Annotated in this window: 15 protein-coding genes; 9 read left to right on the top strand and 6 right to left on the bottom strand. The window is 35.9% G+C overall.

Features of this window, described 5'->3' with window-relative positions; all coding sequences use genetic code 11:
- Positions 1-35: 35 nt before the first annotated feature.
- The 3 genes from BK577_RS04380 to BK577_RS26735 all read right to left on the bottom strand — a co-directional run bounded on the left by BK577_RS04380 (position 36) and on the right by BK577_RS26735 (position 4,299).
- Positions 36-1,805, bottom strand: coding sequence for a hypothetical protein (locus tag BK577_RS04380; protein ID WP_078431816.1), 1,770 nt, complete (start codon positions 1,803-1,805; stop codon positions 36-38).
- Positions 1,806-1,863: 58 nt separating this feature from the next.
- Positions 1,864-2,742: a hypothetical protein gene (locus BK577_RS04375; RefSeq protein WP_078431814.1), complete on the bottom strand. Its 879-nt coding sequence runs from the start codon at positions 2,740-2,742 to the stop codon at positions 1,864-1,866.
- Positions 2,743-2,940: 198 nt separating this feature from the next.
- Positions 2,941-4,299, bottom strand: a complete 1,359-nt coding sequence (locus tag BK577_RS26735; RefSeq protein WP_342743288.1) for a L,D-transpeptidase family protein — start codon at positions 4,297-4,299, stop codon at positions 2,941-2,943.
- 243 nt (positions 4,300-4,542) lie between these two features.
- Between BK577_RS26735 and BK577_RS04365 the strand changes: the two genes are divergently transcribed.
- Together BK577_RS04365 and BK577_RS04360 are read left to right on the top strand one after the other, a co-directional pair.
- Positions 4,543-5,013, top strand: coding sequence for a hypothetical protein (locus tag BK577_RS04365; RefSeq protein WP_078431811.1), 471 nt, complete (start codon positions 4,543-4,545; stop codon positions 5,011-5,013).
- 211 nt (positions 5,014-5,224) lie between these two features.
- Positions 5,225-7,603 carry a hypothetical protein gene (locus BK577_RS04360; protein WP_245823484.1) on the top strand — a complete coding sequence of 793 codons (2,379 nt, stop codon included), beginning with the start codon at positions 5,225-5,227 and terminating at the stop codon, positions 7,601-7,603.
- 40 nt (positions 7,604-7,643) lie between these two features.
- Here the strand turns inward: BK577_RS04360 and BK577_RS04355 are convergent, their stop codons facing one another.
- Positions 7,644-9,053, bottom strand: coding sequence for a L,D-transpeptidase family protein (locus tag BK577_RS04355; RefSeq protein ID WP_169908090.1), 1,410 nt, complete (start codon positions 9,051-9,053; stop codon positions 7,644-7,646).
- Between the two features lie 220 nt (positions 9,054-9,273).
- Between BK577_RS04355 and BK577_RS04350 the strand changes: the two genes are divergently transcribed.
- The 7 genes from BK577_RS04350 to BK577_RS04320 all read left to right on the top strand — a co-directional run bounded on the left by BK577_RS04350 (position 9,274) and on the right by BK577_RS04320 (position 23,055).
- Positions 9,274-10,245: an LCP family protein gene (locus tag BK577_RS04350; RefSeq protein ID WP_078431806.1), complete on the top strand. Its 972-nt coding sequence runs from the start codon at positions 9,274-9,276 to the stop codon at positions 10,243-10,245.
- Positions 10,246-10,398: 153 nt separating this feature from the next.
- Entirely contained in the window at positions 10,399-12,429 is a 2,031-nt protein-coding gene (locus BK577_RS04345; protein ID WP_078431805.1) for a glycosyl hydrolase family 18 protein, read from the top strand.
- Positions 12,430-12,809: 380 nt separating this feature from the next.
- Positions 12,810-15,404, top strand: coding sequence for a ligand-binding sensor domain-containing protein (locus BK577_RS04340; protein ID WP_139367261.1), 2,595 nt, complete (start codon positions 12,810-12,812; stop codon positions 15,402-15,404).
- A 72-nt stretch (positions 15,405-15,476) separates the two neighbouring features.
- On the top strand, positions 15,477-17,912 hold the full coding sequence (locus BK577_RS04335; protein WP_078431803.1) for a S8 family serine peptidase: 2,436 nt from the start codon (positions 15,477-15,479) through the stop codon (positions 17,910-17,912).
- Positions 17,913-18,075: 163 nt separating this feature from the next.
- Complete coding sequence (locus BK577_RS04330; protein ID WP_245823429.1) at positions 18,076-20,229, top strand: M14 family zinc carboxypeptidase; 2,154 nt, start codon at positions 18,076-18,078, stop codon at positions 20,227-20,229.
- Between the two features lie 172 nt (positions 20,230-20,401).
- Positions 20,402-21,511, top strand: coding sequence for an NlpC/P60 family protein (locus tag BK577_RS04325; RefSeq protein ID WP_078431800.1), 1,110 nt, complete (start codon positions 20,402-20,404; stop codon positions 21,509-21,511).
- Between the two features lie 11 nt (positions 21,512-21,522).
- A complete protein-coding gene (locus tag BK577_RS04320; RefSeq protein WP_078431798.1) occupies positions 21,523-23,055 on the top strand; it encodes a transglycosylase SLT domain-containing protein in 1,533 nt (510 codons plus the stop codon).
- A 127-nt stretch (positions 23,056-23,182) separates the two neighbouring features.
- Here BK577_RS04320 and BK577_RS04315 read toward each other — a convergent pair whose 3' ends face one another.
- Both BK577_RS04315 and secA2 read right to left on the bottom strand, forming a co-directional pair.
- Positions 23,183-24,022, bottom strand: a complete 840-nt coding sequence (locus tag BK577_RS04315; protein WP_245823428.1) for an accessory Sec system S-layer assembly protein — start codon at positions 24,020-24,022, stop codon at positions 23,183-23,185.
- Positions 24,012-26,384 carry an accessory Sec system translocase SecA2 gene (secA2, locus tag BK577_RS04310; protein WP_245823427.1) on the bottom strand — a complete coding sequence of 791 codons (2,373 nt, stop codon included), beginning with the start codon at positions 26,382-26,384 and terminating at the stop codon, positions 24,012-24,014. The genes BK577_RS04315 and secA2 overlap by 11 nt, the downstream gene beginning before the upstream one ends.
- Positions 26,385-26,660: the final 276 nt, after the last annotated feature.

The raw sequence follows: 26,660 nt of genomic DNA, 5'->3' as shown, positions 1-26,660 counted from the left end.
AGAAACAGACTTTAGCAGGCTGTTTCTAACTCATTTTAATATTTTAAAGCACGTAAAATTGTATGACTCTCGTCTTTTTCTTCATTATAGCTTGTTTGTACAAAGTATAATGAATTTGTATGTGTATTGCTACCTGATAATAATTGAGCAGATCCATTAGCTCCAAATGAGTATGTTCCGAGTTTTTTACCAGTATTTGAGTAAATATGTGTCTGGTTTTCCTCGTGATACGTTAACACAATAATATCGTCTATAGGCTTCATGCTGCTGTACCATTGGGAATCAGCAATATCTGTTTTCCAGCTATAAGCACCGTTTGGATTCAAGGCTGCTAAAAATTTCGATGTATTAAAAATTAGCTTTCCATTTGATAGAAAGTAATTTGCATAAATCTCGTCAGTGTTATATCCATATGGATTTTTTGCAATTACCTCTGACTCCTTTTTAATATGACCAGATGAGTCAATCACATAAAAATCAGCGCCTGATAGAACAAGTGTCTCATTGTTGTATTCTTTTATTCCATTTTCATATACGTAGCCAATTGAATCGATTGACCAGTTTACATCTCCAGATGTATCAAAGGAATAAAGGACTCTTAAAGAATTAAAGTACTCGTCTGTATCATATCCGATGTAAACATAAGCATTATTTTCTACCTTAACAATGTCGTAGTGAAAAATTGTGTTAATGTCTTCACGGTCAACAGATAAGCTTTGTCGCCATTCTTCTATTCCTGTGTTTGTATATTTAATAAAGGTACTTTCTTTCCAATTATTTGTTTGAATATCCAATACATAAACTGAACCATCATTCGCATATTCTATATTAAATTCAGCTGTTGGCTTAGGAATGGAATAAAGAAGTTTTCCTTTAGACGAAATAGCTTTAATTTGATCGTCAAGAAAAATATAGATTGTTCCATTTTGGTCAACATCATAATAATGTTCGAATTTATCGATCGGTTGCTTTAGGGAATAGGTCCATTCTAAGTCACCATCCATTGTATATGAGCTGATGATACCTTCTGAATACTTAATCGTGAGAACCTTCGGATCTTTATCCGTGCCACCACGATCGACCTGTTCCTCAGTAATATTCCAAGAATGCTGTTTCTTTCCACTATCATCTAGTGACATAATGTCTGCGTGGTAAACTTCATTGATAATGTTGTAATTCCCATATTGAAGGGAGCCGTCAGCCTGTACATTTGTTTTATCAAACAAAGGCTCTCCCTTAAATTGTAGCTGCCATAGTTCTGTTATTCCTTCGTTATCTTTTTTTATTTGAGAGGAAAGGTTACCTTCCCATTTATTTAACGTAGAAGCTATGGCTGCAGGAACAGCTTGGTAACCACCTGTTTTCTTGATCTCAACTGCACGATTCTTTAAGCGTGACAGTTTAGCTAAATTACTTTTTGCTTGATTAAATTGCTGCTGTGAAAGCTGGTTATCAATCTTTTGGAGTAAGCGATATTGAGAAACTTCATAAATCACGCGTTCTCTAGCAATCTTTGCGTTTACCACATATTTCGCTAGTAATGCATCGCGGTTTTTCTTGCCGGATACTTTCCCAATGGCAGCTTCAGTTGTTTTAATTTGTTTTGAAAGGTCATCATACAGACGATCAATATGTTGGATATCACCACTATTAATTATCTTGTTAAATGTTGTAAGCCTGTCTTGAAGTGAGTTACCTTGTTTTTTTACGTTTGCTGTGGCTGATGCAGCAAATGATTCGTTGGTGCCTATAAAGATGAAAATCAAGGCACAAATAAACGTAAGTAGTGCTTTTTTTGAAAACATCAAATTCCCCCAAATATATATTTATATAGAAAAATCCATTTGCTGGATTTTGTACACATTAGTACTCGAACGTAACTTGTCCATTTTCTATTCGTTTTTTTTCTTCTTCCAGTTTCCTTTTAGATTCGTCTAGTAATTGTTGAATAACATTTGATTGCTCAGTTAAATCCTCCCGGAAAAACGCGGTGTATTCATATGTATGAACAGGTTCAAACACTTCGTCATCAATGGTAATTCTGACATGGTACATATATCTTTCTGCTATATTAAGATAGTTTTTATAAGCTTCCCCGAGCTCTTTTGTCAGCCAAGACGTATGCGGCTCACTTACACCGCTTAGCGTAATATCTGTTAGAATGTCAGCCTTTTCCTTCAGTTCAAACATGTCAGGCTCTACACTTGTCCCGTTTGTAGGAAGCTCTTCGCCAAAATACTGAAAATAGCGATTAAAAGAAAATAGCTTATTTTGAACATCAGGAAAATTCTGTTCAACAAACTGGATATAATACTGGTCAAGCTCATAGTCCTCATAAACAGGAGGCATCACATCTGTACCCGATACCTGGTCAAACCACTCGTAAAAATCCGGGAAAAACGTTTCATATAAACGATATGTTTTTGGCGGGTCTGCGGTAGATTTTTTTGTTGGTTCTGAGGGCTTTGTTACTTTTGATTTTTCCGGTGACTTTTGTTCAGTTGCAGGCTCTTTTATTGGTTCTTCTTCAATCAACGCTGGCTCAGTTGCTTCTGGTTGTGTTTCCAATTTTGATGTATCAGCAATTAAGGCTTCATCTTCAACAATACCAGAGATTTCTTCATCAACTTCATCAACTGTAGTTTCTTTTTTGTTTTCAGAAAAAACCAGAAAAACAGTAAACCATACTCCAAAACAAATGACAGTCATGAATATTACTAGAAAGGGTAGTAGTTTTGACATGGTGACGAACAACCTTTCACAGACTTTTTTACTATATATATCGGTGGTAATTCGGAAATATTTAGTAGATTATCGATGTGGTTTCATCCTTTTTTAAAGAACTTTTATAAATTAAAGTTTATTGGTGTGAAAATACACTATTCTGAGGTAATAAACACGAAAAAAGCTACTCACACGATAGGTGAGTAGCTTTTATCCTTACTTTACTTGTGTTTTTAATCTATTCTCAAACGATGATAAACTTCTTGAAATCGAGTCAGGAACAGATTGATAGCCACCATTCTTTTTAATTTCGATGGCTCTTCGTTTTAGACGGTCAAGCGTTGAAAATTCATTTCTTGCCTGATTTAATTTGTTATCATCGAGTAACCAATAAATCTCGTTTAATAGACGATAGATAGAGACTTCATAAATAACCCGTTCAACTGCCACCTTTGAAGGTGTAATATACATATCGCCGAGATTGTTACGATTGGTGCTGCCGTACACTTGACCAATTGCGATTTCCGTTGCTCGCAATTTTTTTGTGAAGGAATCATATTGGCTGTTAATGGTTCCGATTTTTCCAGCTGAGATTGTTTGATTAAACTGAGCTAGTGTTGTGTTCATAATGTTTCCTTCATTTGTTGCTTTTAAGGCTAGAAGTGACCGATCAACGTTTGCAGGTAATGCTTTATAATTTCCTGCCTTTTTAATAGCGATTGAACGCTTTTTCAGTCTTTCCAGCTTCGACAATTGATCTTCGGCTGTACTAATTTTATTTTTAGAAATGAGTACCCCCACGTCATTCAGTAATCGATATTGTGATACCTCATAAATCGTACGTTCAATGGCAATTTTGGAAGGCCGGATGTATTTTGCTTCAAGTATTTCTCGATTGCTTTTTCCACTAACCTTTCCGGTTGCCAGTTCTGTTGCTTTAAGCTGGGATGTTAGACGATCATATAAACTATTAATCTTTGAAATGGATCCTGAATTTATTGCAGAGTTATAGGCTGATAATTCGCTGAGCAACTTACTCCCTGCTTTTTCTGCTAGTTGCTTATTTAACAGGTTTTGATCGAGATACCCATGCTCGACAGCTAATTTCTCAAAGGAAGCTCCTGAATCAGTAATAATGACTGTTGTGTAAAGGTTTAACTGACCAAAAAGCCATCTAACTTCGTTGTTATGCAGTCTCACACAGCCTGAGCTGACATACTTCCCTATTGAGCTTTCGTTGCTGTTACCATGGATTGCATATGTTGTACCATATGTACCTCTTGCATCTAGTCCAAGCCATCTGTCACCAAGAGGGTTTCTGGGATCACCGCCCGGGATATTTTCCTTGTAGTAAGGACGGTTTTTGATTTTGTTTACGATCTTAAATTTCCCCTCTGGAGTATAGGAGTCACGTCTGCCTGTTGCAACATTAAATACCTTGATAAGCTTTCCGTCATCAAAAAAAGCCAGTTTATTGGTGCTTTTGTTAATAATGATTAATTGATCACCTGAAGCTTCCGCAGGTTGTTGAAAAAAAGCAAAAAAACTAATGAATAAAATAAAAAATATGCCCACTCGTTTCAAAATAAACACCACCTATTAAGTTATGAACCTTATAAATAATTATAGTAAAAGAACATTGAAAATTATGTAAAATAGTGGAGCGAATTAACTAAATATTTATATAGATTTGTCAGGATATACTTTTATATCGACATAGTTTCACAATATTTTTGTCTGTTTTAAAAAAATTGTCATTTTGACCATTTTCGACATTGTTGTTATCATATTCCTAATACGATTATGAGGTGATATATAATGAGAATGCTAGCTGCTTTATTTTTATTAACCTCCATTTTCCTTGCAGGATGTGGAACTGATGTATCGCAAAATACGAACGAACCAACGGAAGAAAATGCAGTAGAAGAAAAAGAAACAACAGATAATAATGAAGAAGTTACAGAAACAGAAGAACCTCAAGAGAATACAGAAGAGGTAACTGAGGAGCCTACAGAAGAAGAAACAACTGAAGGGTCAACAGAAGAAGGAACAGCTGAGGAAAATACAGAAGAACCAGAGATCATGAAGGAATCAGAAGCTATCTACATAGGACAAGCAGATACACACAGCATTGAAATCGAGACAGCAGACCAAGAAACGGTGATCTTCCAAACTCTTGAATCAGATGTTGATTTTGATTCAATTAAGGAAGGTAGTAAAGTGAATATAGATTATTATATTGATGAGAATGGTCAAAATATATTAAAGAGTATTGCTGTATTAAATTAATGTGTAGCCCCACAAAAAAAGTTGTGGGGCTTATTTTTATTCGGAAGGGAATTTTAGGGGTTTTGTGGTACGATATACCTAGGGTTTAAGGAATTGTCAAATACATTACATGTTAATAAGGAGCTTTAGGTAATATGTTGGGGTTTATTAGTCCAAAACTATGATTGATATTACTTTAAGGTAATAATAGGAGGTTTATAACTTGCGAGGAATGAGAATCGTTTTAGCTTCTATACTTCTAGTTCAGGTTCTCTTGTTGTCAAACCCGGCTTCAGCAGCAAACGCTGCGTATAAGAATGCTGAAAATGCAGGGAAGCAACTAGTTCAACTAAATCAACTTGTCGTAGAAGCGATTAATTTAGGAGATATAGAAAAAGTCGATGTGCTTTATAATGACTTTACAAACACAATTGGGAAAATGGAGAGAGCGATTGGAAAGGTATCAGGAAGCTCAAATCGTTCAAAGCTATTAAATAAATATGTTAACCCTTCAAAGATAACCAAAGAGCGGGTAATTTATGAAATCTCCCAATTAAGATTGATAGAATCCATTGAGAGATCTTTTTTTGATGGTAACACCTCTAAAGGAAATAGTGATTTGAGGAAACTTGACCGCTTGAAAAAAAGAGCGGTTGAAATCAAAAAGGCTGGCGGCTATGCGCAGCTTCCATCAAGGGTTTCAGCCTATCTAACCAACGCAGAAAAAAGAGTAAGAAAAGGAAATCTTGTTCAAAATTTAGGTCCGCAATTAACAAATATCAATGTTTCAACAGCCGCGTTTGGTACAAGCAGTAACGGTGAACCGCTAATGCTTTCAGTCCTGCAAGGAATGCCTGGTACTTTAGCAGTCACAAACCTTTATACAAAGGCTCTAGTAGATGTTAAAGCACTAGCTGATACAACGACTGGGTGGTCGATTGAACAAGGCTCCCCAGGTACGTACTATATCGGAACAACACCAAATGAGATGCTTTATAAATATGATGTAAATACAAAGAAATTGACAAAGCTCGGCAAAGCAACGTCGATAAATAATACAGTTATCTGGGATCTTGACTATTCTGCTTCAACGAAAGCTGTTTATGGTGTAACTTCAAATGAAGGGAAAGCCTTCAAATACGAAGAAGGAAAAGGATTCTATGATTATGGGACAATTGTTTCAGGAAAAAAGGATGCCAAGAGTGTCGCATATGCTTCGAATAATACACTGTTTGCAGGAATAGGCTCGCCTGTTGATCTTATTGCTTTTGACTTGAAAACGAAAAAGAAGCAATCGATTTTACCAAGCAAGTATAAAGGCGAAAAATCGATTCAATCCCTGGATGTAGTAGATAATTTATTGTTCGTAAAGGTTAACCCAAGCGCAAAAATTCTATATTTTGATGTTAATTCAAAAAAATATTTAGGAGAATTCCCTGCGACTTCGTTTGGTGTTTCAGAAAAGCATGGGAATGTTATCTACTATGGAAATGGAAATTCAATCTTTTCCTTTGATGTAACAACAAAAGAAAGTAAAGAAGTTGTCAAAGGGAAAGTACCGAGTACGGTTACATCATTTAGCCTTATAAATGAGGGAAACAACGGCTATACATTAGCTGGAAAGCTTGGAAACAACGAGCGTTATTTCACATATAGCTTCAAAAGTGATGTGTTTCAGCATGATTTGATGACGCTTCCTGCACAACCTATAGAATTGCATCATATTGGAACAGATAATAGTGGAAATATTTATAGCAGTGGATTTTTAAATGGAAGCTTAGCTGTGTATTCTTCAGATGCAAATGAAACAACTACGAGAGGCACAACCGGTCAGGTGGAAGACTCTGCTCCAATCAATGGAAAAATGTACTTGGGAGTCTATCCGCAGGCAAAAATTATCGAATATCAGCCACAAACTAATCAAAAAACAGAGCTGTTGAATTTGCAAGGCTATGGACAAGATCGACCAACTGCTGTTATCAATGTTCCGGGTACAAACAAGCTGTATATTGGAACAACTCCTCGCTCTGGATATGCTGGAGGAGCTTTGGCAATCCTGGACGTAAGTAATAATAAAACTGTTGTAAAGAATAAACTGATTCCAAATCAAAGTATTGTATCTCTTGCATATTCAAAACATCAGAAGGTGGTATACGGAGGAACATCCATTTTCGGAAAGCCAAATGTAGATCCGTCAAAAACAAATGCTGTGCTGTTTACCGTCTCTGCAAACAACCCGAATGCTAATCCTGTCGTGTTGAAAATGCCATTTAGCAATATACGCTTCTACTCTGCGATAACCGTTGCCAATAATGGAATGGTGTGGGGATTGGCTGATGAAATTCTTTATGCATACGACCCGGCGAAGGGTGTTGTTTTTAGCAAAAAAATCGTAAAAGATGTTTCTGGACATTCACCAAATGGATCGTTACTTATTGGAAAAGATGGATATTTGTATGGAGTAGTGGAAGGAACAATGTTTAAACTAAATCCTAATAACAAAAAACTTGTGTTTTTACGAACTAAGAAAGATGTAAAACAAGTAATTCAGGATACTGACGGTACAATTTATTTCCATGATGGTGCCCGGCTTTGGAAGTATTCTATTTAACAAAATGAAGGGCAGCCTGCATAGGCTGCCCTTTTAATAGTTAATCTAATTTACTTCTTGTTTCCAACTCGTAATCATCTAAATATGCTTTCATTCCTGGCAAATTAGGGTATTTACCTGGGTGTAATTGATTTCCTGTTTTCTTAATTTCAATGGCCCGGTTCTTTAAACGATCGAGCTTTTCTAATTCCTCTTTTGCTTTTGTATGGTTATTTTGGGCTATTAAGTTGTTTATTTCTTTTAGTAATTCATAGATTGATACCTCATAAATGACTGTTTCACGAACAATTTTGGCTTGTTTTACTAGTGCATCAGCCATGTATTTACGTGTTTCACTACCATATATCTTCCCTATTAACTGCTCTTCCTTCTTTATCTTTGCTGATAATAGATGATAGGATTCGACCAGTTCTGTCGTAAAAGTATCATTTTGCACAATCTTATATACTTCATCCTTGGAAGTCGTTACTTCAGTTTGTCCAAATTTCACAGAATCAATGAAACGTGCTGCTCTCATTTGGTGAGTTTTTGCAGCTTCCAAACCTTGCTGTAATTCTTGTTTTTTAGGACCTGAAAGGAAGTTGATTTTTTCTTGGGCACTTAAAACAGCAGTTTTTGCTGCGGAATATTCTTTACTGAATTGATGAGTAATCGTTATGTCAGCAATGGATGCTGCATCATATTTACCTCTTAATTTATTTGATTTTACTTGAGCGTCTGCAACAAATTGACTGGCTGTTTTTTCAGCATATCCATTTAAAAGAGTATTTATTTGATTCGTCTTTCCTATAACAATAATTGGTTTTTTTGCAGGATCAAGCCAAGTAAGCAGCTTTGCAACATTCTGTTCTGAAAGGGCCACACATCCAGCGGTAGGACTTATTGAGCTTCTCCAAACGTGTAAGAAAATGGCACTTCCTTTTCCTTTAACAATAGGGTTCACGTTATAATCGATGGTTACTCCATACTTGTAAAGGGGGTTTTTTAATTTTTCATAGGAATTCCAACGTGTGTTAGGATTTCCACTATAGGTTACCCATTTGTTATAGTCAGCAGAAGATGGGTCATCAACCCAATAGTCATTTGCTGTTGTTAAGCGGTATGGAAGCTTAGTACCATTTGGTTTTTTTGTCCAGCCAAATGCTGTCCCTAGTGTGTATACTCCAGCAGGTGTTATACCGTCTCCTTCTTTTTGTTTACTTGCAATACCATTTTTGCCGACGACTGCTGCCATTTTAGGAAGTGCTATTTTCCATTTGCCGTTGGTCCTTTCATATGTTGTTACGGCAGCTCCTATTCCCCTACTGTTATTAACGATGATGACCTGGTTTGTGTTACTAATCTCTTTTAATTGTTCAAATCCATTTAATTGACTAGTTGCGAGAGAAATTTGTGGTACGATGGACAAGCAAACCACAAAAGATAGCAAAAGAATTAAACTTTTTTTCAAGAAATGTTACCTCCTCTTTTATGTTTCTACAAAATAATAGTTATTCGACAAAATTGTTAAAATTAGGCCTATAGACAAAATATAATGAATGATGAAAGAATACAAGAGTGATTATTTTGTTTAAATTTGTCAAATGACCCTGAAATTTAACTTTAAAAATGAGAAAAAAATGATACAATTACTAATTAGTAATCTACTATCTAATGAAAGAGGATAAATGATGAATCAAAGACAAGTTCGACATAAAAAGAAAAAAAAGAAAAAGGTTGCCAGAGTTTTTTTTCTTCTATTACTTTTGATAATTGGTTTTGGTGGTTATATATTTTATCAATATTACACAGGTCTACAGGCAGCAGGAGAAGGATTTGATAAAAGCGGCGCATCCGATTTTGCCGGTGCTGAAGTAGGGGAACTAGGAAAAATTAATGTTCTGTTACTTGGCGTTGATTCAAGAGGGGAAGAGAAATCGCGAACAGATACGATCATGATTGCTCAATATGACCCAAAAGAAGGGAAAGCAAAGTTAGTTTCCATTATGCGGGATACGTATGTTGAGATACCTGATTATAAAAATTATAAAATAAACACAGCCTATTTCCTAGGTGGTCCTGAATTATTAAGGGAAACATTGGAGAAAAACTTAGGGGTTGATCTTCATTATTATGCACTTGTTGACTTTAAAGGATTCCAACAGGTTGTTGATACTCTAGCTCCTAATGGAATTGAAATAGATGTACAGCAGAGCATGTCAAAAAATATTGGAGTAAGCTTAGAGCCTGGTGTGCAAATGCTTGATGGAGCAGAATTGCTTGGATATGCACGATACCGTGCGGATGCAAAGGGTGATTTTGGACGAGTAGAACGTCAACAGGAAGTGATTAATGCGTTAAAAGATGAGTTAATTAGTGTGAATGGTGTAACAAAGCTTCCTAAATTAGTCGGAACAGTCCAACCATATATTGAAACAAATGTGAGTGGTTCTGAGGTTCTAGGTCTTTTAAAAGACTTTATTGTCAACACACCAGAGGATATTGAGACAATGACAATTCCGGTTGAAGGTTCATACACCAATGAAAGCTATTCCCATGCAGGTTCAGTGTTAGAGATTGATATGGAAGAAAATAAAGCAGCTCTTGATGAATTTTTAAATGGTCCTTCATCAGTTGTAACAAGCGATTCGGAACAGGAATGAATAAAAAATACTAGAAGAAAAAGTGCTCAGATTTTTTAAAGATCTGAGTACTTTTTGTTTATCAAAATTAGTGATGAATATGGATAATCGTAAAATAAATCACAATTATGTTGTGCAAACTAGGAAATATGAGTAGTCCTAAGGAGTGTCAATATGGAGCTATTTGAGCGGCATAAGATTTTACAATCAGAAAATGAATGCACCATCATCCTCTATTTACATCCATTCGCTACTGAGTTTGCTGCTGAACTTGGCCATGAGGGGAAGAGGAAGGATCTTCAGGAAAGTGCTAAAAAATATGTTCAGACAAGATACCCGAACATAAAAAATGCCACAATAAAAGTTGTTTCAGGTTTATTATTGGTGTCTAGTTTTTCCTTTGCTAAAGGAGAAGTAGAGGTATCAGCCCATGAAGCGGATTTTAATATGACATACTTATATTTTGGTAATACAAGCAGTTATATTAAACAGATTGATCGTACTAATGGAAACCTTAATCTTGTTTCTCCTAGTTTTTTTGATATTCAAGCAGATGGGAGTTTGAAGCTAACATCCCAAGTGAGCTCAACACTAGTAACTGAGATGCATAATCGAGGTATCAAAGTTGTTCCATTCTTAAGTAATCATTGGGATCGCAATATAGGAAGAGCTGCTTTAGCAAATAGAGAGCAGCTTGCTACACAAATAGCTAATGCGATTTCTCAATACGATCTTGACGGTGTTCAAGTGGATATAGAGAATGTAACAGATACCGATCAATCCAACTACACAGATTTAGTTCGACTGCTAAGAGAGAAGATTCCTGCAAATAAGGAAGTATCTGTCGCAGTGGCTGCAAATCCATATGGATGGAATAAGGGATGGCACGGATCTTATAATTATAAGGAGCTTGCTAAGTATTCAAGCTATTTAATGATTATGGGCTATGACGAGAGCTTTCAAGGAAGTCCAGAGGGACCGGTAGCAAGTCTTGATTTTGTGGAGGGTTCCATTAAATATGCCCTAGGAGAGGGAGTTCCACCTGAAAAAATTGTCCTTGGTGTGCCATTCTATGGTCGATATTGGAAAAAAGGTGAAGACTATGGAGGGTATGGTATATCCAATATACGTGTGAATGAACTGATGGATAAATATAAATCAACAGTTACCTATGATGAACAAAAGCAATCTCCTAAGTTGACGATTGAAGTGAAATCGACTGATTCCAAAACAACGATTGCAGGAAGGACATTGACTGAGGGTACCTATTATGTATGGTTTGAGGATGCACGATCAATAAAAGCCAAAGTGGATCTAGTGCATAAATATAACCTAAAAGGGACAGGTAGCTGGAGTTTAGGACAGGAAGACCCTGCCATTTGGGAAAATTATAAAACGTGGATGCTTACTCATTCCGATGTGACTCCTAATGGTGATTATTCAACAGGGAGTGAAGACACCACTTCAAGCTCTGAGAGAACGTATATTGTAAGAGGTGGAGATACCTTATCTGGAATAGCAAAGAGTAATGGAATTACTGTAGATCAATTAAAGCAATTTAACTCATTAACTGCGGATAGCATTTATATCGGGCAGTTATTGTACCTAACGCCTAATCAGGAAAATACCACAATACAAATTCCAAATACAGAGATACCAACAAATCATGGGCAAATTGTTGGGCGTCTGACGTTAAAGAAAGATACTCCATTGGTTAAAAGACAACCAAATGGTTCATTTATAACTTACAAGATGTTGAAAAAAGGAGAAGTTATAAATGTTTATGGTGTTTTAGGAAATCGATATGATGTAGGCGGTGGATATTACATTAAACAAGCAAGTGAAATGAGCTTACATATTGGCCGTCTTTTAATCAAGGATCAAGAAATCCTTTATAAGCCGGATGGATCATTTCATCGATATCTAAAAAAAGGGGAAGCACTTCGAGTTTACACATTTGATCAACAAAAATACGATGTAGGCGGAGGTTATTTTGTCAAGCCGACAAGAAATGTTTCCTTTTATGAAGGGTTTATTAGGCCCAAAGCAAATATCCCCTTATATAACCCGAGTGGTAAAGTACATCGAATGATTCAGCAAAATGAACTTGTACGTGTTTATAGTATTGACCGAGATCGATTTTATGTAGGTGGAGGTTACTATATTGTTAATAATCGAGCAAAATTAACGTTTATTCGACATTAATGCCCATATTAGACACAAAAGCCTCCTGTTAGGAGGCTTTTATGTTCATCATACACTTGTCTAAAAGAAAAGCCCAACGATGTATTACATGATTAGACATAATTATGGAAGTTTAACCAATTAAATGGATTACTGCCATAATAATGTAATAACGGGAACACACATTATTTTACCACATTTTCACTGGAATGGATTTATTTTTTCATTTTTTTATGAATAAAGTTTCACCTTATCAATGGGATTAAAGTCCTTGTTGTGTTTTTTTTGTAAAAATATATTTGGAAATATCTAAAAACTGGAATTTTTTTCAGTCCATAATGACTAAACCAGTTATAAATGATAGGATATAGATGTATAAAAAAGTCGAGGAGTAAAATATGGTGTCTAATATAACAAAAGTTATTAGTATAAGTATATTTATGTTGCTTTGTCTTTCATTTCTAGCCCCATTGGAAGGTAAGGCTGTATCGGAGGGAGACTCTATCTTTGAAAATTTAGGGCCAAAAGTTGAGTATGTAAATGTCATTAAAGGTAAGATGGTATCTTCACAGGGAACAAACTATTATGTAAGTTTGCTCCAAGGTGAACCTGCGAAGTTAGCTGTCATTGATTACAATACTAAAAAAGTAATTGATTTGCGCGAATTGGAAGGCGCAAAGGCTGCTTGGTCGATTGAATCCACTCCAAATGGAATCGTTTATATAGGTACAACTCCAAATGAACATGTGTATAAGTACGATATCAACACAAAAGAATTAGTCGATCTTGGAAAAGCAACAACAAATTCGGATACGGTTATTTGGGACATGGCATATGATGAGAAGGATGACCGATTATTTGGTGTTACCTCATACGGAGGCCGGGTTTTCTATTACAATCAAAATCAAGGATTTACGGATCTAGGCCCGGTTATGAGCGGGAGGCAATATGCTAGAAGTGTTGTGTATGATTCTAATGAAAATACATTGTATATTGGTGTGGGTTCACCGGCTGCATTAGTTAAATGGAATCTAACGACGAATGAAAAAGAAAATATTTTAGAATACGACCGCTCAAGCTCATCGGTTTATGATTTAAATTTAGTTGATGATCAGCTTTTCGCTAAAATGGAAGGCACAAATGAAATACTCCATTACGATTTAGAATCGGATAGACCAGTTCATCGCTTTGATGCTAATTCCAGAGGAGTATCAGAAAAAAAACCAAATGAACCAGTTGTGTTTTACAGCCATAATGGCTCTCTTTATGAGTACAATTATGAAGATAAAATCAGTAAAAAGATCCAATCAGATTTATATGGTTCAAGTGCAGTTTCACTGGATATTCTTCCCGGGGAACAGAAGATAGTTGGTTTGGCAGGGAATTTAGGAAGGTTTTATGAGTATAATTACAGTCAAAATCGCTTTTCTATTAAGTTGTTAGATCTGCCTCCACAGTTTGTTGAATTGTTTAAAATAGGAAGCAGTTCATCTGGAGATATATACAGCTCGGGATTTATTTCAGGACATCTGTCACGGTACAATCCAATCACTGCAACAAATGAAATATTCAGTGGATTAGGGCAAGTTGAAAGTGTTGCTGAGCAAAATGAGAGACTCTATTTTGGGACATATCCTGACGCGAATGTATTTGAATACAATCCAAATGCGGGATGGAGTAAAAATTCTAACCCTGTAAAGTTATTATCGTTATCTGAAGATGGACAAACAAGACCTTCAGTAATCGTTTCAGATAAAAAAAATAACCGACTTTTCATAGGTACTGTTCCGAAACGTGGAGAAAAATCAGGACTATTAGTCATTTACGATGTAAAGAAAAAAGAAAAGGTCGCACAATTTACATTAAAAGAGGGTCAACGAGTTGTATCTGCTACATATGATGAGCAAAATAATATTTTATATGCAGGGACATCTGTTTATGACGGCTCAGGTGTAAAAACAGAAGATGGTGCAAATATCTTTAAGATTGATTTAAATAAGGAAACGTTGGAGCCGGAAGAAGTAACGGTGCTAAGTGGCTATCACAATATGGTATCAGCTCTGAGATGGACTCCAAATGGAAAAATATATGGAATTCTTGACAACAAGTTTATTGTCTATAATCCATCAGATGAGAAAGCATCAGAAACTGTTGAGATCTATCCAATTATTCCGGAGAATGTGTTAGGAATGGGGAGAAATGAATCCCTGCTAGAGGGTGAGGACGGCTACCTATATGGAACTGTTCAAAACACTTTATTTAAAGTAAATCTTGAAAACTATCGAATAAACATCTTTAGACAAGGTGATGTAAATACACTTGTGAAAGACAACAAAGGGTATTTCTATTTTAATAGTGGAGCAAACCTTTGGAGAGTAAAACAATCTTCATTAACGAGTGATAAGGCTATTACACCAACGCAGCTTTATTTACCACATGTAACAGTCACGGAATCACCATTTCCGATCGCACGTGTTTATACAAAAAGACCTGTTTTGCTCTATCAGAAACAAGGAAATAGGATGGTACCTGTCAAAACGCTAGGAGCAAAACAAGCATTTAGAGTGTATGGAGTTGAAGGCTCCTATTATCACACAGGTGGTGGATACTATGTATTCCATGAAAATTCAAAAACTACTCCATATATAGGGAGAGTAGCTACTAGTATCCCAACACCAATTTATAAACCAGACGGTGAACTGTTTAGATTAATGATGCCTGGTGAAGAAATAAGAGTGTATAATTATGATGAAGAAAAATACGATGTAGGCTCAATGTATACGGTTCAGAAATCAACAGAAGTAACTTATTATACTGGATCTCTCACTTTATTAGAGGAAACACCACTTTATAAATATGGTGAAGAAGAACCTGTACTTACTCTATCTGCCGGGGAAGAATACTTTATTTCAGGAACAGATGGAAATAAGATGGATATTGGAAATGGTTATTATATCGAATATGATAAGAACATAATGAAATATAATAAAAGCTAACATAACTCAAGGGACTGGTTCATTTATTGGATTAGTCCTTTGTAGTATCGATTTAAGGACGGGTGGACGAAATTGAAGAAAATTCTTGGTCTTGGGTTCACAATTATGTACTTATTATGTAACACTACACAGTCTGCCTATGCAGCTGAGGACCTAAAGGTTGTTACAAGTGAAGAAATTGATAGTGGCTTATTGACAAAATCACAAAATTCAAAAGCAGCTAACGAGTCTAATCCTGATGTACAATTAAATAAGATTGAAAACAGGGAGATAATTATTAAGGGAAAGGTATCTGTTCAAGATTTAGAATCTATAGGCCTGGAACAAATAGAAACTACGAATCTTGCAGATTCTGATTCCTTGTTATATAAAGTGAAAATTCCTAATCAATTAAACTATGAAGCTACATTAGGAAATGTGAAAGAACTATTAGGTGTAGAGTTTGCTGAACCAAACTATAGAATTGAACCAACTGCGACCCCTAACGATTATTATTATGCAAATCAGTGGTACCTCCCGGAAGTAAATGTGCCAAACGCATGGAATTCATTTTCATTTAAGAATGAAATTAAAGTGGCTGTTATTGATTCTGGTGTGGATGCCTCCCATCCTGATCTGGCAGGCAAAGTACTAAAGGGATATGATTTTGTTAACAATGATACGAATCCGACGGACGATAACGGGCATGGAACAAGTGTAGCAGGAATCATTGCCGCAATCTCCAATAACTCAACAGGAGTAGCTGGAGTAAACCAAAATGTTAAAATTATTCCGATCAAAATAAGTGATAGCAAAGGGGAAGCAACAGTAGAAAATGCTGTCAAAGGAATACATTACGCCATTCAACAGGACGCCGATATTATTAATATGAGTTATGGCAGCTTATATTTTTCCGAAATTGAAAATGAAGCATTATGGAATGCGTTTGACCAAGGTATTACATTAATTGCAGCAGCCGGAAATGATAAAAGTAGTGAGTCATTTTATCCTGCATCCTATACACCAGTAATTAGTGTATCATCAACAAACAAAGCAAAGAATCTATCATCTTTCTCTAATCGGGGAGATGGTATTGATGTTGCTGCACCAGGGGAAGAAATGTATACACTTCACTTAAATAAAGGATATTCAGTTAAGGACGGGACTTCATTTTCAGCACCTGTCGTTTCTGGAATTGCGTCCTTATTAAAGAGTAAAGATCCAACACTCTCTCCGATGAAAGTGGAATGGGCATTAGGTCTTGGAGCCAGTAATGGAAAATGGAAGCCTGATACTGGATACGGTATTGTGGATGCTTATCGCAGCTTACAAACTTCATATCCATCTCTTGAAAAGGATATTTCCCCCGAACCAGAAGGAGCGTTTGATATTGGGAGTAATAAATCTCTTTCTGAAAAACTGGATCATCCATATGATGTTGATGTTTACTATTTTAAGGTTTCAGATCTTACTACTGTTAACATAAGGATGAATGGGTTTTCTACGGATATAGATATGTATGCAGATCTATATAAAAAAGAGGGAACAAGCTATAAAAATGTTAAGTATATTGACAATAATGGGTTTGGCGAAGCAGAGAATGACTCGATTACTGCATCTGCAGGAGAATACTATCTAGTAGTGTCTGATTTTTATAGCCATTGGTCAGCAACCCCTTATAATATTAGTGTGGATCAGCAGAAAGTTACTTTAAGCAGCCCTTCATCCAATATGTTGTCTGGCACATATACTAAAGCATTTGACGTTCATTTAAAAACAAATTCGATAGGGAATATTGTCTATACTTTAGACGGCACAACACCATCTGCAACCAACGGAGTTGTATATAAAAGCCCGCTTCCTATCTATGAAACAACTAAAATAAAGGCAGCGACTATATATGGTTCAAAGGTTAGTGAGATCTCTACTTTTAACTATGAACTTAATAGTATACAGATTCCAACTATATCCTTACCGACGGGGCATAGCCATCCAATTGCTCGTGTTATCATCCGTGGCGATAAAATAGGGTTATACAAAAAGAATGCAAACAACACATATACATTGAACCGCTATCTAACTAAAGGTGAGCAGATCAGAGTATATGGTGTTTTAGGTCACCAGTACCATGTAGGGGGAGCTTATTATATAAGACATCAAGACGACCAAACAACTCCCTTTATAGGTAGAGCTCTTATCAAAAAACAGACAGCATTACTTGATTCGAATGGAAAAATATCGCGTATCCTTCAGGTTGGTGAGGCAATAAGGGTATATTCTTATGACAAGCAGTCCTTCCAAGTTGGTGGCGGCTACACGATTAAAGTAGATAATAATACAAAATATTTAATAGGCTATGTGAAGCCGAAGCGTAATATTACCTTATACAAACCTGAAGGAACTAAACATTCGACTTTAAAAGCTGGAAATTTATATTATGTATCGAAAATAAGTGATGGTAAAATTGACTTAGGTAATGGGTATTATGTAAAAGATAATAAAAATGATCTTGAGTTTGTTAAAAACTAGCTTTCACAATAGTTGAAGTGTATAAACCTTTCTAGATTATCTGGAGAGGTTTTTTTATTTTTTTAGGAAATAGTTACAATTTCCTAAAAAACGACATATTTTTTTCTGTTTTTTGATATGATTAAGAGGTTCGTAGAAAACAAGTGAAATGGAGGATATGTATTTGTCGAAAAAGCTATTATTTATTTTATTTTTTTTAGTAGGATTGGGGAGTTTAGCCCTAATTCCTTCAGATGCTTCGGCAGCATATGTTAGCAACAACAAGGTTTACACGTATGAAATAATGGAACAGGATATTAAAGAATTAGCTAAAGCTTATCCGGATCTTATTAAGTACCAAGTAATTGGTAAAAGTGAATACGGTCGAAATATCTATGCTGTTTCATTAGGAAATGGACCATCTGTTGTTCAGATTAATGGTTCCCATCATGCACGCGAATGGATGACCACGATGGTGAACATGAATATGCTCGAACAGTATGCACAAGCTTACAAAAATGGTAAATCTATCGATGGGTTTAATGTGAAATCAATCATTAATCAATCCACCATTTGGTTTATACCAATGGTCAACCCCGATGGTGTCACATTGCAGCAATTTGGGTTAAAGAAGTTTCCCAGCTCTGATCACAAAGCATTGATCAAAGCAAATGATGGAAGTATGGATTTTCGAAGATGGAAAGCCAATGGAAAAGGAATTGATCTAAATAGACAGTATGACGCAGATTGGGAGAACATTTGTTGTAACCCTGGAAGACCTTATTTTAAAAATTACAAAGGGCCAAGGCAAAATTATGCAAAAGAAACGATTGCCATGGTGGATTTTATAAATAAAACAAAACCTGAAATCGTTGTAAGTTATCATAGTAGCGGGGAGATACTTTATTGGAACTTCCACCAATCCGGATCGCGGTATAATCGTGACCATTCATTGGCCAAACAGATAGGAAAAATGACAGGTTATTCACTCATTTATCCAAAGGCCAATCCATCGGGTGGAGGATTAACTGATTGGTTTATTTCTCATTATAAGAGACCGGCATTTACAGTTGAAATTGCCCCGTATGTCGGTGAGACGAGTATTCCTCTCTCTTACTTCCCTAGTATATGGAATGAAAACAAGGTGATTGGGCTTTATACAGCGAATGAAGGTTATAAGCTATATATGAAAAAATATAGCCCTGTGAAATCAGCAGCTACTAAAAAAGTGAATGACGCTTTTTTAACAAGCAAGTCGTTACGTTCATATCATACGAATAAAATTAAACGTGTGAGTGATGTTACTGTAAGTACAAGCTTTATGAATGTTTATAACAAAACAGGCAGCTTAATTACGACTGCTGAACGATCTCTTTCAGGATTAACAAGCTCTGATCGAGCGTTCTTAACAACTTATATAAAGGAAGCGAAAGAACGTAAGCTGGAGGCTGCAAGATTTATTGATGCTGTTAAGGTTGGGGACAAGCTTTCTGTTGAGAAAAAAGGCTTTGATCATCTTGTGAAAAAGGGTATTTTAAATGCTTCAGTTGTGAAAGAGTATGACGATCTTTCCTATCAAATAAAAAAATCAGAACAGGTTATTAGCCGAGTATATGGGGGAACCTATCGTAATCTATTCGGAGAGAAATATATTGTTCCGGCTAAAATTTCAAAAGAAGCAGTCATCTATGAAATATCTCGTTATAAGCTTCTTACTGAAATAGAAACAGATATTGCTAACAAAGACTATAAACAAGCTGGAGATAAGCTTGCTACGTTAGGCCGTCTTGAAAAGCGTTCTATTCAAATTAAAGCAGATGGTAATAAACTGCATCCCGGTAAATATCCTGATTTGCCAGGTATAGAAGCACAACTTGTTTCATTAAAGGGAAAACTCGTAGCATTGTACGAAGAAGCAGCAGGGATAACAAATCTCAAAGCTGTAAACGAAACGATAACAAAAGTTCAGCAGCTTTATACAAACTATCAGCTGATAGCAGAGCTTTCGGAGGATCTTCCTCTTTTTAAAGAATTGCATGAAATAGATGCATTCATTGAAGAAGCTGCGATTAAACCAGATCTTCTTGACGAAGTTACAAAGGCGAAGTATAACACAGCTATTGTTCAGCTTCAGGAAGTAAGAAAGTTTGAAGAATCCGTGTTGTTGGGAGAAGAATTACTAAAGCTTGCTTCTGAAATAGATAAGCTTGAGGAACTAGGGCAACCCCATGAAGAACAAACATTCCAATACAATAGCAAAAAAGCACAGTTGGAAGCACTTATTTCAGAGATTGTTGTACAATCACAGAAAACAATTTTAGTAGAAAAGTATATGTAAGGGGGGGGGCTAAATAGCCTCCTTTTTACATTTTATTAAGTAGCAGTTGTCGAAAATCATTCTAATTTGTAATGTTTTTGTAACATAAACCGACATATTTAACGGTAATGTTACAGAATGTGTGTAACATTGCTGTTATAATACAAGAGTGAAACTAAAGGGGTGATATTCTATGAAAAAATGTGCACTAATTTTACTTCTACTACCGATCTTTCTGCTTTCACTTCAAGTGAAAAGTCATGCTTCAGTGTTGTCAAAAGAAGGTGAATTTATTAGCTTTTCCAAGCAATACATCGGTGTACCATACCGTTACGGAGGATCTACACCATCTGGATTTGATTGTTCTGGTTATATTAACTATGTTTACAATCAATATGGCTATACACTTCCTAGAACAAGTGCTGATATGTATGCTTCAAAAAGCCTCTCACCTGTTAAAGATCTTAAAGTTGGAGACATTATGTTTTTTTCTACATACAAGCCGGGAGCTTCACATGCCGGAATTTATGTTGGAAACAATGAATTTATTCACGCATCTTCTTCAAAAGGCGTTACCGTTAGCAAACTAGAAGAATCCTATTGGAATAAGAGATACCTTGGGGCAAAACGACATAATGAACTTTCAAGCGATTTAAGCTTTTCAACAGATGCAGAAGCAAAGAAGCTATGGCAAAAAGCCTCAAACTATTATTTGAATTCGTCCGTAACGAATCAAAATCAGGAATTAGTAGGTTTATATAATCTATTACGAGGCCAAGTGAAGTTAGATAGTAACACTGTTGCTGGAGAACATTTATTGAGAACAGCCAATCTAATCGATTCTACTAAATTAGCAAATACATTATCGGGCACAACAAATCAGTTAGCAGACAAGATGATTGCTAACCAGGAACTGACAGATGAAACAGTCACTCTTTACCAGGAACAATCAGCAGATATCAGAAAGAGTGAAAGGGTATACAGCCGCTTGTATGGTCCTGATATGAGAAATCGGTTTAATAAAGAATCGGTTACGCCAGCAAAAATAGCAAAAGAAACAGTTATTTATGAAGTCTCTATGTATCTATTACTAGACACAATTAACAACACAAAAAATCAAGGGAATCTTGAGGAAGCTCGTAATCTACTGGAAAAATATGATAGACTTGAAAGACGTGCAATAGAAATAAAAGTGCTGGGTAATTCATTACATGCAAATGCTTATCAAAATCTTGATAGAATTCATCGACAGTTACAAGAAGAAAAAGGGAGATTGCAGGCAGAATTACAAACAGGCAGATAAGGAGGAGAGACATGAGAAATTTAAGTTTAAGCGTTCTATTGATAGTTACACTTATATTTTCTACAAATCTATCAACTGCTAATGCCGCAGAGACAGAATTGAGTTTTAAAGAGAAAAAAGAACTCATCACAAAAATAGCTCTGGAAGAAAACATACCACCAGAAGTATTAAAGGCAATTGCCATGGCAGAGACAGGAATGATGCAGTACGAAGCAAATGGTGAACCAGTAATGAATAAGAACAATGATGGTGGAATTGGAATGATGCAGGTCACCATGTCTGAAGAAGAAATGGAAGCACAAGGTATTGATGAAAATAGACTTAAGTACGATACTGCCTATAATATCAAGCAAGGTGCAAAGATTCTCAGCAGTAAGTGGAATTATGATATTCCAACAATTAATGACCGTGACAGAAGTAAAATTGAACACTGGTATTTTGCTGTTTGGGCGTATAATGGTCTATCCATTCGCAACCTGCCAAGTGAAACAAATCCTGTTCCTTATCAGGAAAAGGTGTTTAATTATATTAGAAACTGGGGAAACATACCAATCACACCAGCACCAAAAATTGAAGCTTCAACCACTAGTAATGGAACTTTGATTTTCACAAAAAAACACTATTCTATTAAAGAATGGGATACTTCTTCTATGCAAAGCCTGAAAAGTGGGGATATTGTTTATACTTCTTATAGTACCCTGGTAAATGGAGTTTCAAACCTTCGTGATATACCAGACACACTATCACCATCTAAAGTTATTTCAACAGTATTGCCATACAGCCGAGTGAAAATTATATCTGGTCCATACGAATCAGGAGTAAAAGCAAATCTGTTTTCTTTTTATAAAGTTAGTGTAAATGGAAAAGAAGGATATCTTGAATCCTCAAACCTACAAAGCTCAATACCTACTGTGACAGTTCCACATACGGAATTTCCAACGAATCATAATCAACCGGTGGGAAGAGTCGTGATCAAAACGAACAATGTTCCGTTTTTGAAAAGCAATGAAGATGGGACATTCACAGTTTTGAAAAGAAGTAACAGCAACCCTAATTTTAATCGTGGCGAAATGATCCGTCTTTACGGTGTGATGGGAGATTACTTCCATGTTGGTGGTGGATACTATATTAAAAACTCTGAGACTGATATGAATATCATGATCGGACGTGCATATATCGAGAAGCCTACTAAACTATATCGCTTAACTAGTGACAATAAGCTTTCTGAGCATCCAAGTCAAATCACGTACAAAACTGGTGAATACTTAAGAGTATATGATTATGATGATCGTTATTTATATGTTGGTTCTGATAAAACAGGAAAACATGTTTTGAAAAGAGATGCTGCTGTAAAACTAGTAAAAGGTTTTATTACACCTAAGAAGGATATCACTATGTACAAGCCTAACGGTACTGTTCATAAGACACTTAAAGCAGGACAACGTGTTTGGGTTTATGGAATAGATGGTAGACATTTAGATGTAGGTGGAGGATACTACGTATTTTATGATAATAGTGGTGTTGTAAACTATTCGTCACTATAAGTAAAAGGGATGAAATTCAATAAGATTTCATCCCTTTTCTTTTAGGAGTAATTGAAGCCTTTGGTGAAATTCCTATGCCAAAGGCTTATTTATATTCCAAGGAGTGCCATGGCGATGCACTCCGAGTCTATTCCCCAACCGAATTAGCTGCTTGGTTAGTTAAAGGATACACTTTCCATGTAGAGAGGTCCGGCTTATGAGTAGATAGTAGCTGACTTGGAAAAATAAAGGACCATGGTTTACTTGTATTTGCAAGTATCTCTAAGTTATTTAAGGTAAATACCCCTTTTGCCACTACTTCTTTTGAAGCATCCTCTACAAGAAGCGGCAGCTGTTCAATATTAATATTATTGAGACTGCCATTTCGAATAAGGAGAGTAACAACCAAGTTGTTTTCTTCATTCATTTTTGCTTCAAGCCCCATTATATTTACTTCATTTTGTGTTAGAGGAGGCATTTTCTCAACGAGCTGCTTTAAGTGATCTTTTCGCTCTTGAGAAAGATTTTCCTCCCAGCTTGGTTCAAGCTGTAATTGATGTGTATCCGAAGGTTTCTTCTTTAGCTCAAAAGCAATTTGCCAATTTTTTAATGAAGTTGGTTCTTGAATTTCATCGTTTTGCCAAGCTGATTTTTGGAAGACGAAGGACCAAGGCCTGCAGCTGAGGGCAGGCATTTCCCCGAATTCGTCCATATCAAAGGTTTCCTTTGCAATAACCTTTTTCTCTTCATCTAGAATGAGAAGATCGAGCATTTCAAATTTGATTGCTTTTGACAGTGTATTGCGTATGAGTGCTGTGACATAGATTAGCTCATCAAATTCTTCTAATTTAATCCCGGCAATTGAGATTTGGTTTTCTTTTAAAGATTCAAGCTGGTTTAAATGAAATTGATAGATGTATTGTTCTTGTTTAGTGATATTCCAGCTGGGATGAATAGACAATGTTGTTTCAACCGTATTAGTTGTCATTTTGTTCATCCTCCTTTTTTAAACTTTTCATAAAGGCAAATACCTTTGATGTAACACTATGTTGATATGTCTCCATGCTTTGGTTAAATAATTCAAAGCCTTCCAATGTATATAATCGATAAGGATCTTCCTGTGCGTATCCTCTTAAGTGAATTCCTTCTTTTAGAGTTTCCATTTTATCCATATGCTCCAGCCACACTTGATCAAGGGCTCTCAACAAAATACTACGAACTTGAATAATCATTGAATCATCTTTCATAAGCTCAGCTAGTGTAGAGAAATATTCTTTCATAGAAGGAGTCACTAAGGCTAACAGTTCGTCCTCTTCAAGATCTTCTAATTGTTTTTTTGTAAGTGATAATCCAAGCAGCTCTTGAATTTGATAAATAAAGTATTCTTGACGATCATCTTCAAGTCTATCTGTACCATGAATAGAGTGAGAGATAAGCTTGCCGATATAATCGTTTACCTCTTTTTCTAGTTCTGCCAGGATGTCATCTGTAGTTAGAAGATTGTTGCGCTTGCTATAGATGACTTTACGTTGTTGATCCAGTGTATCATCAAGCTTTAAAAGATGTAATCTTGAAGAATAATGACTATTTTCAATCGCGTCCTGCACAATTTTGAAGAATTTATTTGGATTTGGACTTAAGATTAAGCCCTCTTCATTGCATTTAATTTTCTTTTGGTATTTTTCAAGCTCTTCTTCATCGAATTGATGCATAAGGTTATCTTCTAAGGACACAATGAATTGTGTTGTACCAGGATCACCTTGTCTACCGGCACGGCCCCGCATTTGCATATCAATTCTAAGGCTTTCGTGACGTTCTGTGCCAATTATATAAAGCCCACCTAAATCTGCTACACCTTCACCAAGTAAAATATCTGTTCCGCGGCCTGCCATATTCGTAGCAATTGTAACCATATCCTTTTGACCGGCAATAGAGATCATTTTTGCTTCTTCTTCAGCACTTTTTGCATTTAATAATTGATGGCTAATAGTTTGTTCTTTCAAAATGCTTGAAATAGTCTCTGACTGTTCAATTGAAGTTGTCCCAATTAGGATAGGTCTTCCTGTTGAATGAACCTCTTTTACCAGCTGCACCATCTTCACGTATTTACTTTTAAGATCTTTAAAAATTAGATCTTCTTGGTCAACCCGTTGATTCGGGCGATTTGTCGGTACACTGATTACGTCCATACCGTATGTTTCAAGAAATTCCTTTTGTGCAGGTAATGCACTTCCTGTCATTCCGCATAATGCTGCATACATTCTAAAATAGTTTTGAATCGTCACAGCTGCTTGGGTAATGTTTTCTTCATTAATTTCCAAGCCTTCTTTCGCTTCTATTGCTTGGTGAAGTCCATGGCTGAGACTTCTGCCTTCCATAACACGACCTGTAAAGGCATCGACCAATTCAATTTTTCCATCACGAATAATATAGTCCTTATCTTTTTTGAATATAAAATGAGCCTGCAAAGATTGCGTAATAAAATGAAGAAGAATCTGGTCATCGGCGTTATAGATATTATCGATTCCAAAGGCTGCCTCAATCTTTTTTGCACCTTGTTCTGTTAAATGGACCTGGCGATGAGAAAGGTTTAATTCATAATCCTCATCTTTTTTAAATGATTTGACAATCATCGATGTGATCATAAATAGTTCCGAAGAAAGTGATGACTTGTTGGCGATGATTAAAGGTGTCCTCGCTTCATCGATTAATGTATTATCAATTTCGTCAATGATTGCAAAATGGTGGCCGCGCTGCACTTTTTCAGCTTCGCTCATCACCATATGGTCCCGTAAGTAGTCAAAGCCAAATTCAGTACCTGTTCCATAAGTGATGTCTGCTGAATAAGCCAGCTGTTTTTCTTGTGGTGAAATTTCAGCCACATTAAGTCCTACTTCAAGTCCTAGAAATTGATGAATTTGTCCAATTAGTTCATAGTCACGACGTGCTAAATATTCATTAGACGTGATGACATGGACACCCTTTCCTTCTAGTGCATATAAATAACTCGGTAAAGAAGCCATCAAAGTTTTCCCTTCACCAGTTTGCATTTGGCCGATGTTTCCGTCAGTTAAGACAAGTCCTCCCAGTAACTGGACATCATAATGACGTTGGTTAATTACACGTGAAGCAGCTTCCTTTACGACAGCAAAAGCCTCAACCCGAATTTGATTTAACGTTTTACCATTTTTTATTGCTTCTTTAAATTCAATTGTTTTATTGCGTAATTCTTCATCTGTATAGTAAAGAAGAGTTGTTTCAAGATCATTAATTTGTTTGACAATTTTTTGTAGTTTAGTTATTTCACTACGAGATTTCATTTTTGTATATTGATTGAGCATAACCGACATTTTTTATTCCCCATTTTCAGCCTGATTTTCAAGGACAATTATACCATAAATTTTTTTTGTATTCTTTACCATATACTGTATAAATCTAGGAAGGGGTAATGTATAATCCTTTATCAGCAACATCGGTTTAGAAAAAACTTAATTATAAAGGGGATTTTTTGTAAAATATGCTTTATTGGGGAATAGTAAAAAATGTCGAAATAATTACATTACAATTATTACATTGACAAATTAAACGACAGGTAGTGACAAAGTTATGGTGAATTGTGGTAGAAT

The sequence above is a fragment of the Metabacillus halosaccharovorans genome (assembly GCF_002019635.1).
In the GTDB taxonomy this organism is placed as follows: Bacteria; Bacillota; Bacilli; order Bacillales; family Bacillaceae; genus Metabacillus; species Metabacillus halosaccharovorans.
Note: the sequence above shows the minus strand (reverse complement) of the source record. Positions and strands in the feature narration are given on the sequence as shown.

What these genes read in the sequence shown, in the direction of transcription:
- BK577_RS04325 (WP_078431800.1), top strand. Translation starts at nt 20,402, where the DNA reads ATGAAAAAATGTGCACTAATTTTACTTCTACTACCGATCTTTCTGCTT.
- BK577_RS04345 (WP_078431805.1), top strand. Translation starts at nt 10,399, where the DNA reads ATGGAGCTATTTGAGCGGCATAAGATTTTACAATCAGAAAATGAATGC.
- BK577_RS04320 (WP_078431798.1), top strand. Translation starts at nt 21,523, where the DNA reads ATGAGAAATTTAAGTTTAAGCGTTCTATTGATAGTTACACTTATATTT.
- BK577_RS04375 (WP_078431814.1), bottom strand. Translation starts at nt 2,742, where the DNA reads ATGTCAAAACTACTACCCTTTCTAGTAATATTCATGACTGTCATTTGT.
- BK577_RS04350 (WP_078431806.1), top strand. Translation starts at nt 9,274, where the DNA reads ATGAATCAAAGACAAGTTCGACATAAAAAGAAAAAAAAGAAAAAGGTT.
- BK577_RS04315 (WP_245823428.1), bottom strand. Translation starts at nt 24,022, where the DNA reads ATGACAACTAATACGGTTGAAACAACATTGTCTATTCATCCCAGCTGG.
- BK577_RS04360 (WP_245823484.1), top strand. Translation starts at nt 5,225, where the DNA reads ATGAGAATCGTTTTAGCTTCTATACTTCTAGTTCAGGTTCTCTTGTTG.
- secA2 (WP_245823427.1), bottom strand. Translation starts at nt 26,384, where the DNA reads ATGTCGGTTATGCTCAATCAATATACAAAAATGAAATCTCGTAGTGAA.
- BK577_RS04380 (WP_078431816.1), bottom strand. Translation starts at nt 1,805, where the DNA reads ATGTTTTCAAAAAAAGCACTACTTACGTTTATTTGTGCCTTGATTTTC.
- BK577_RS04365 (WP_078431811.1), top strand. Translation starts at nt 4,543, where the DNA reads ATGAGAATGCTAGCTGCTTTATTTTTATTAACCTCCATTTTCCTTGCA.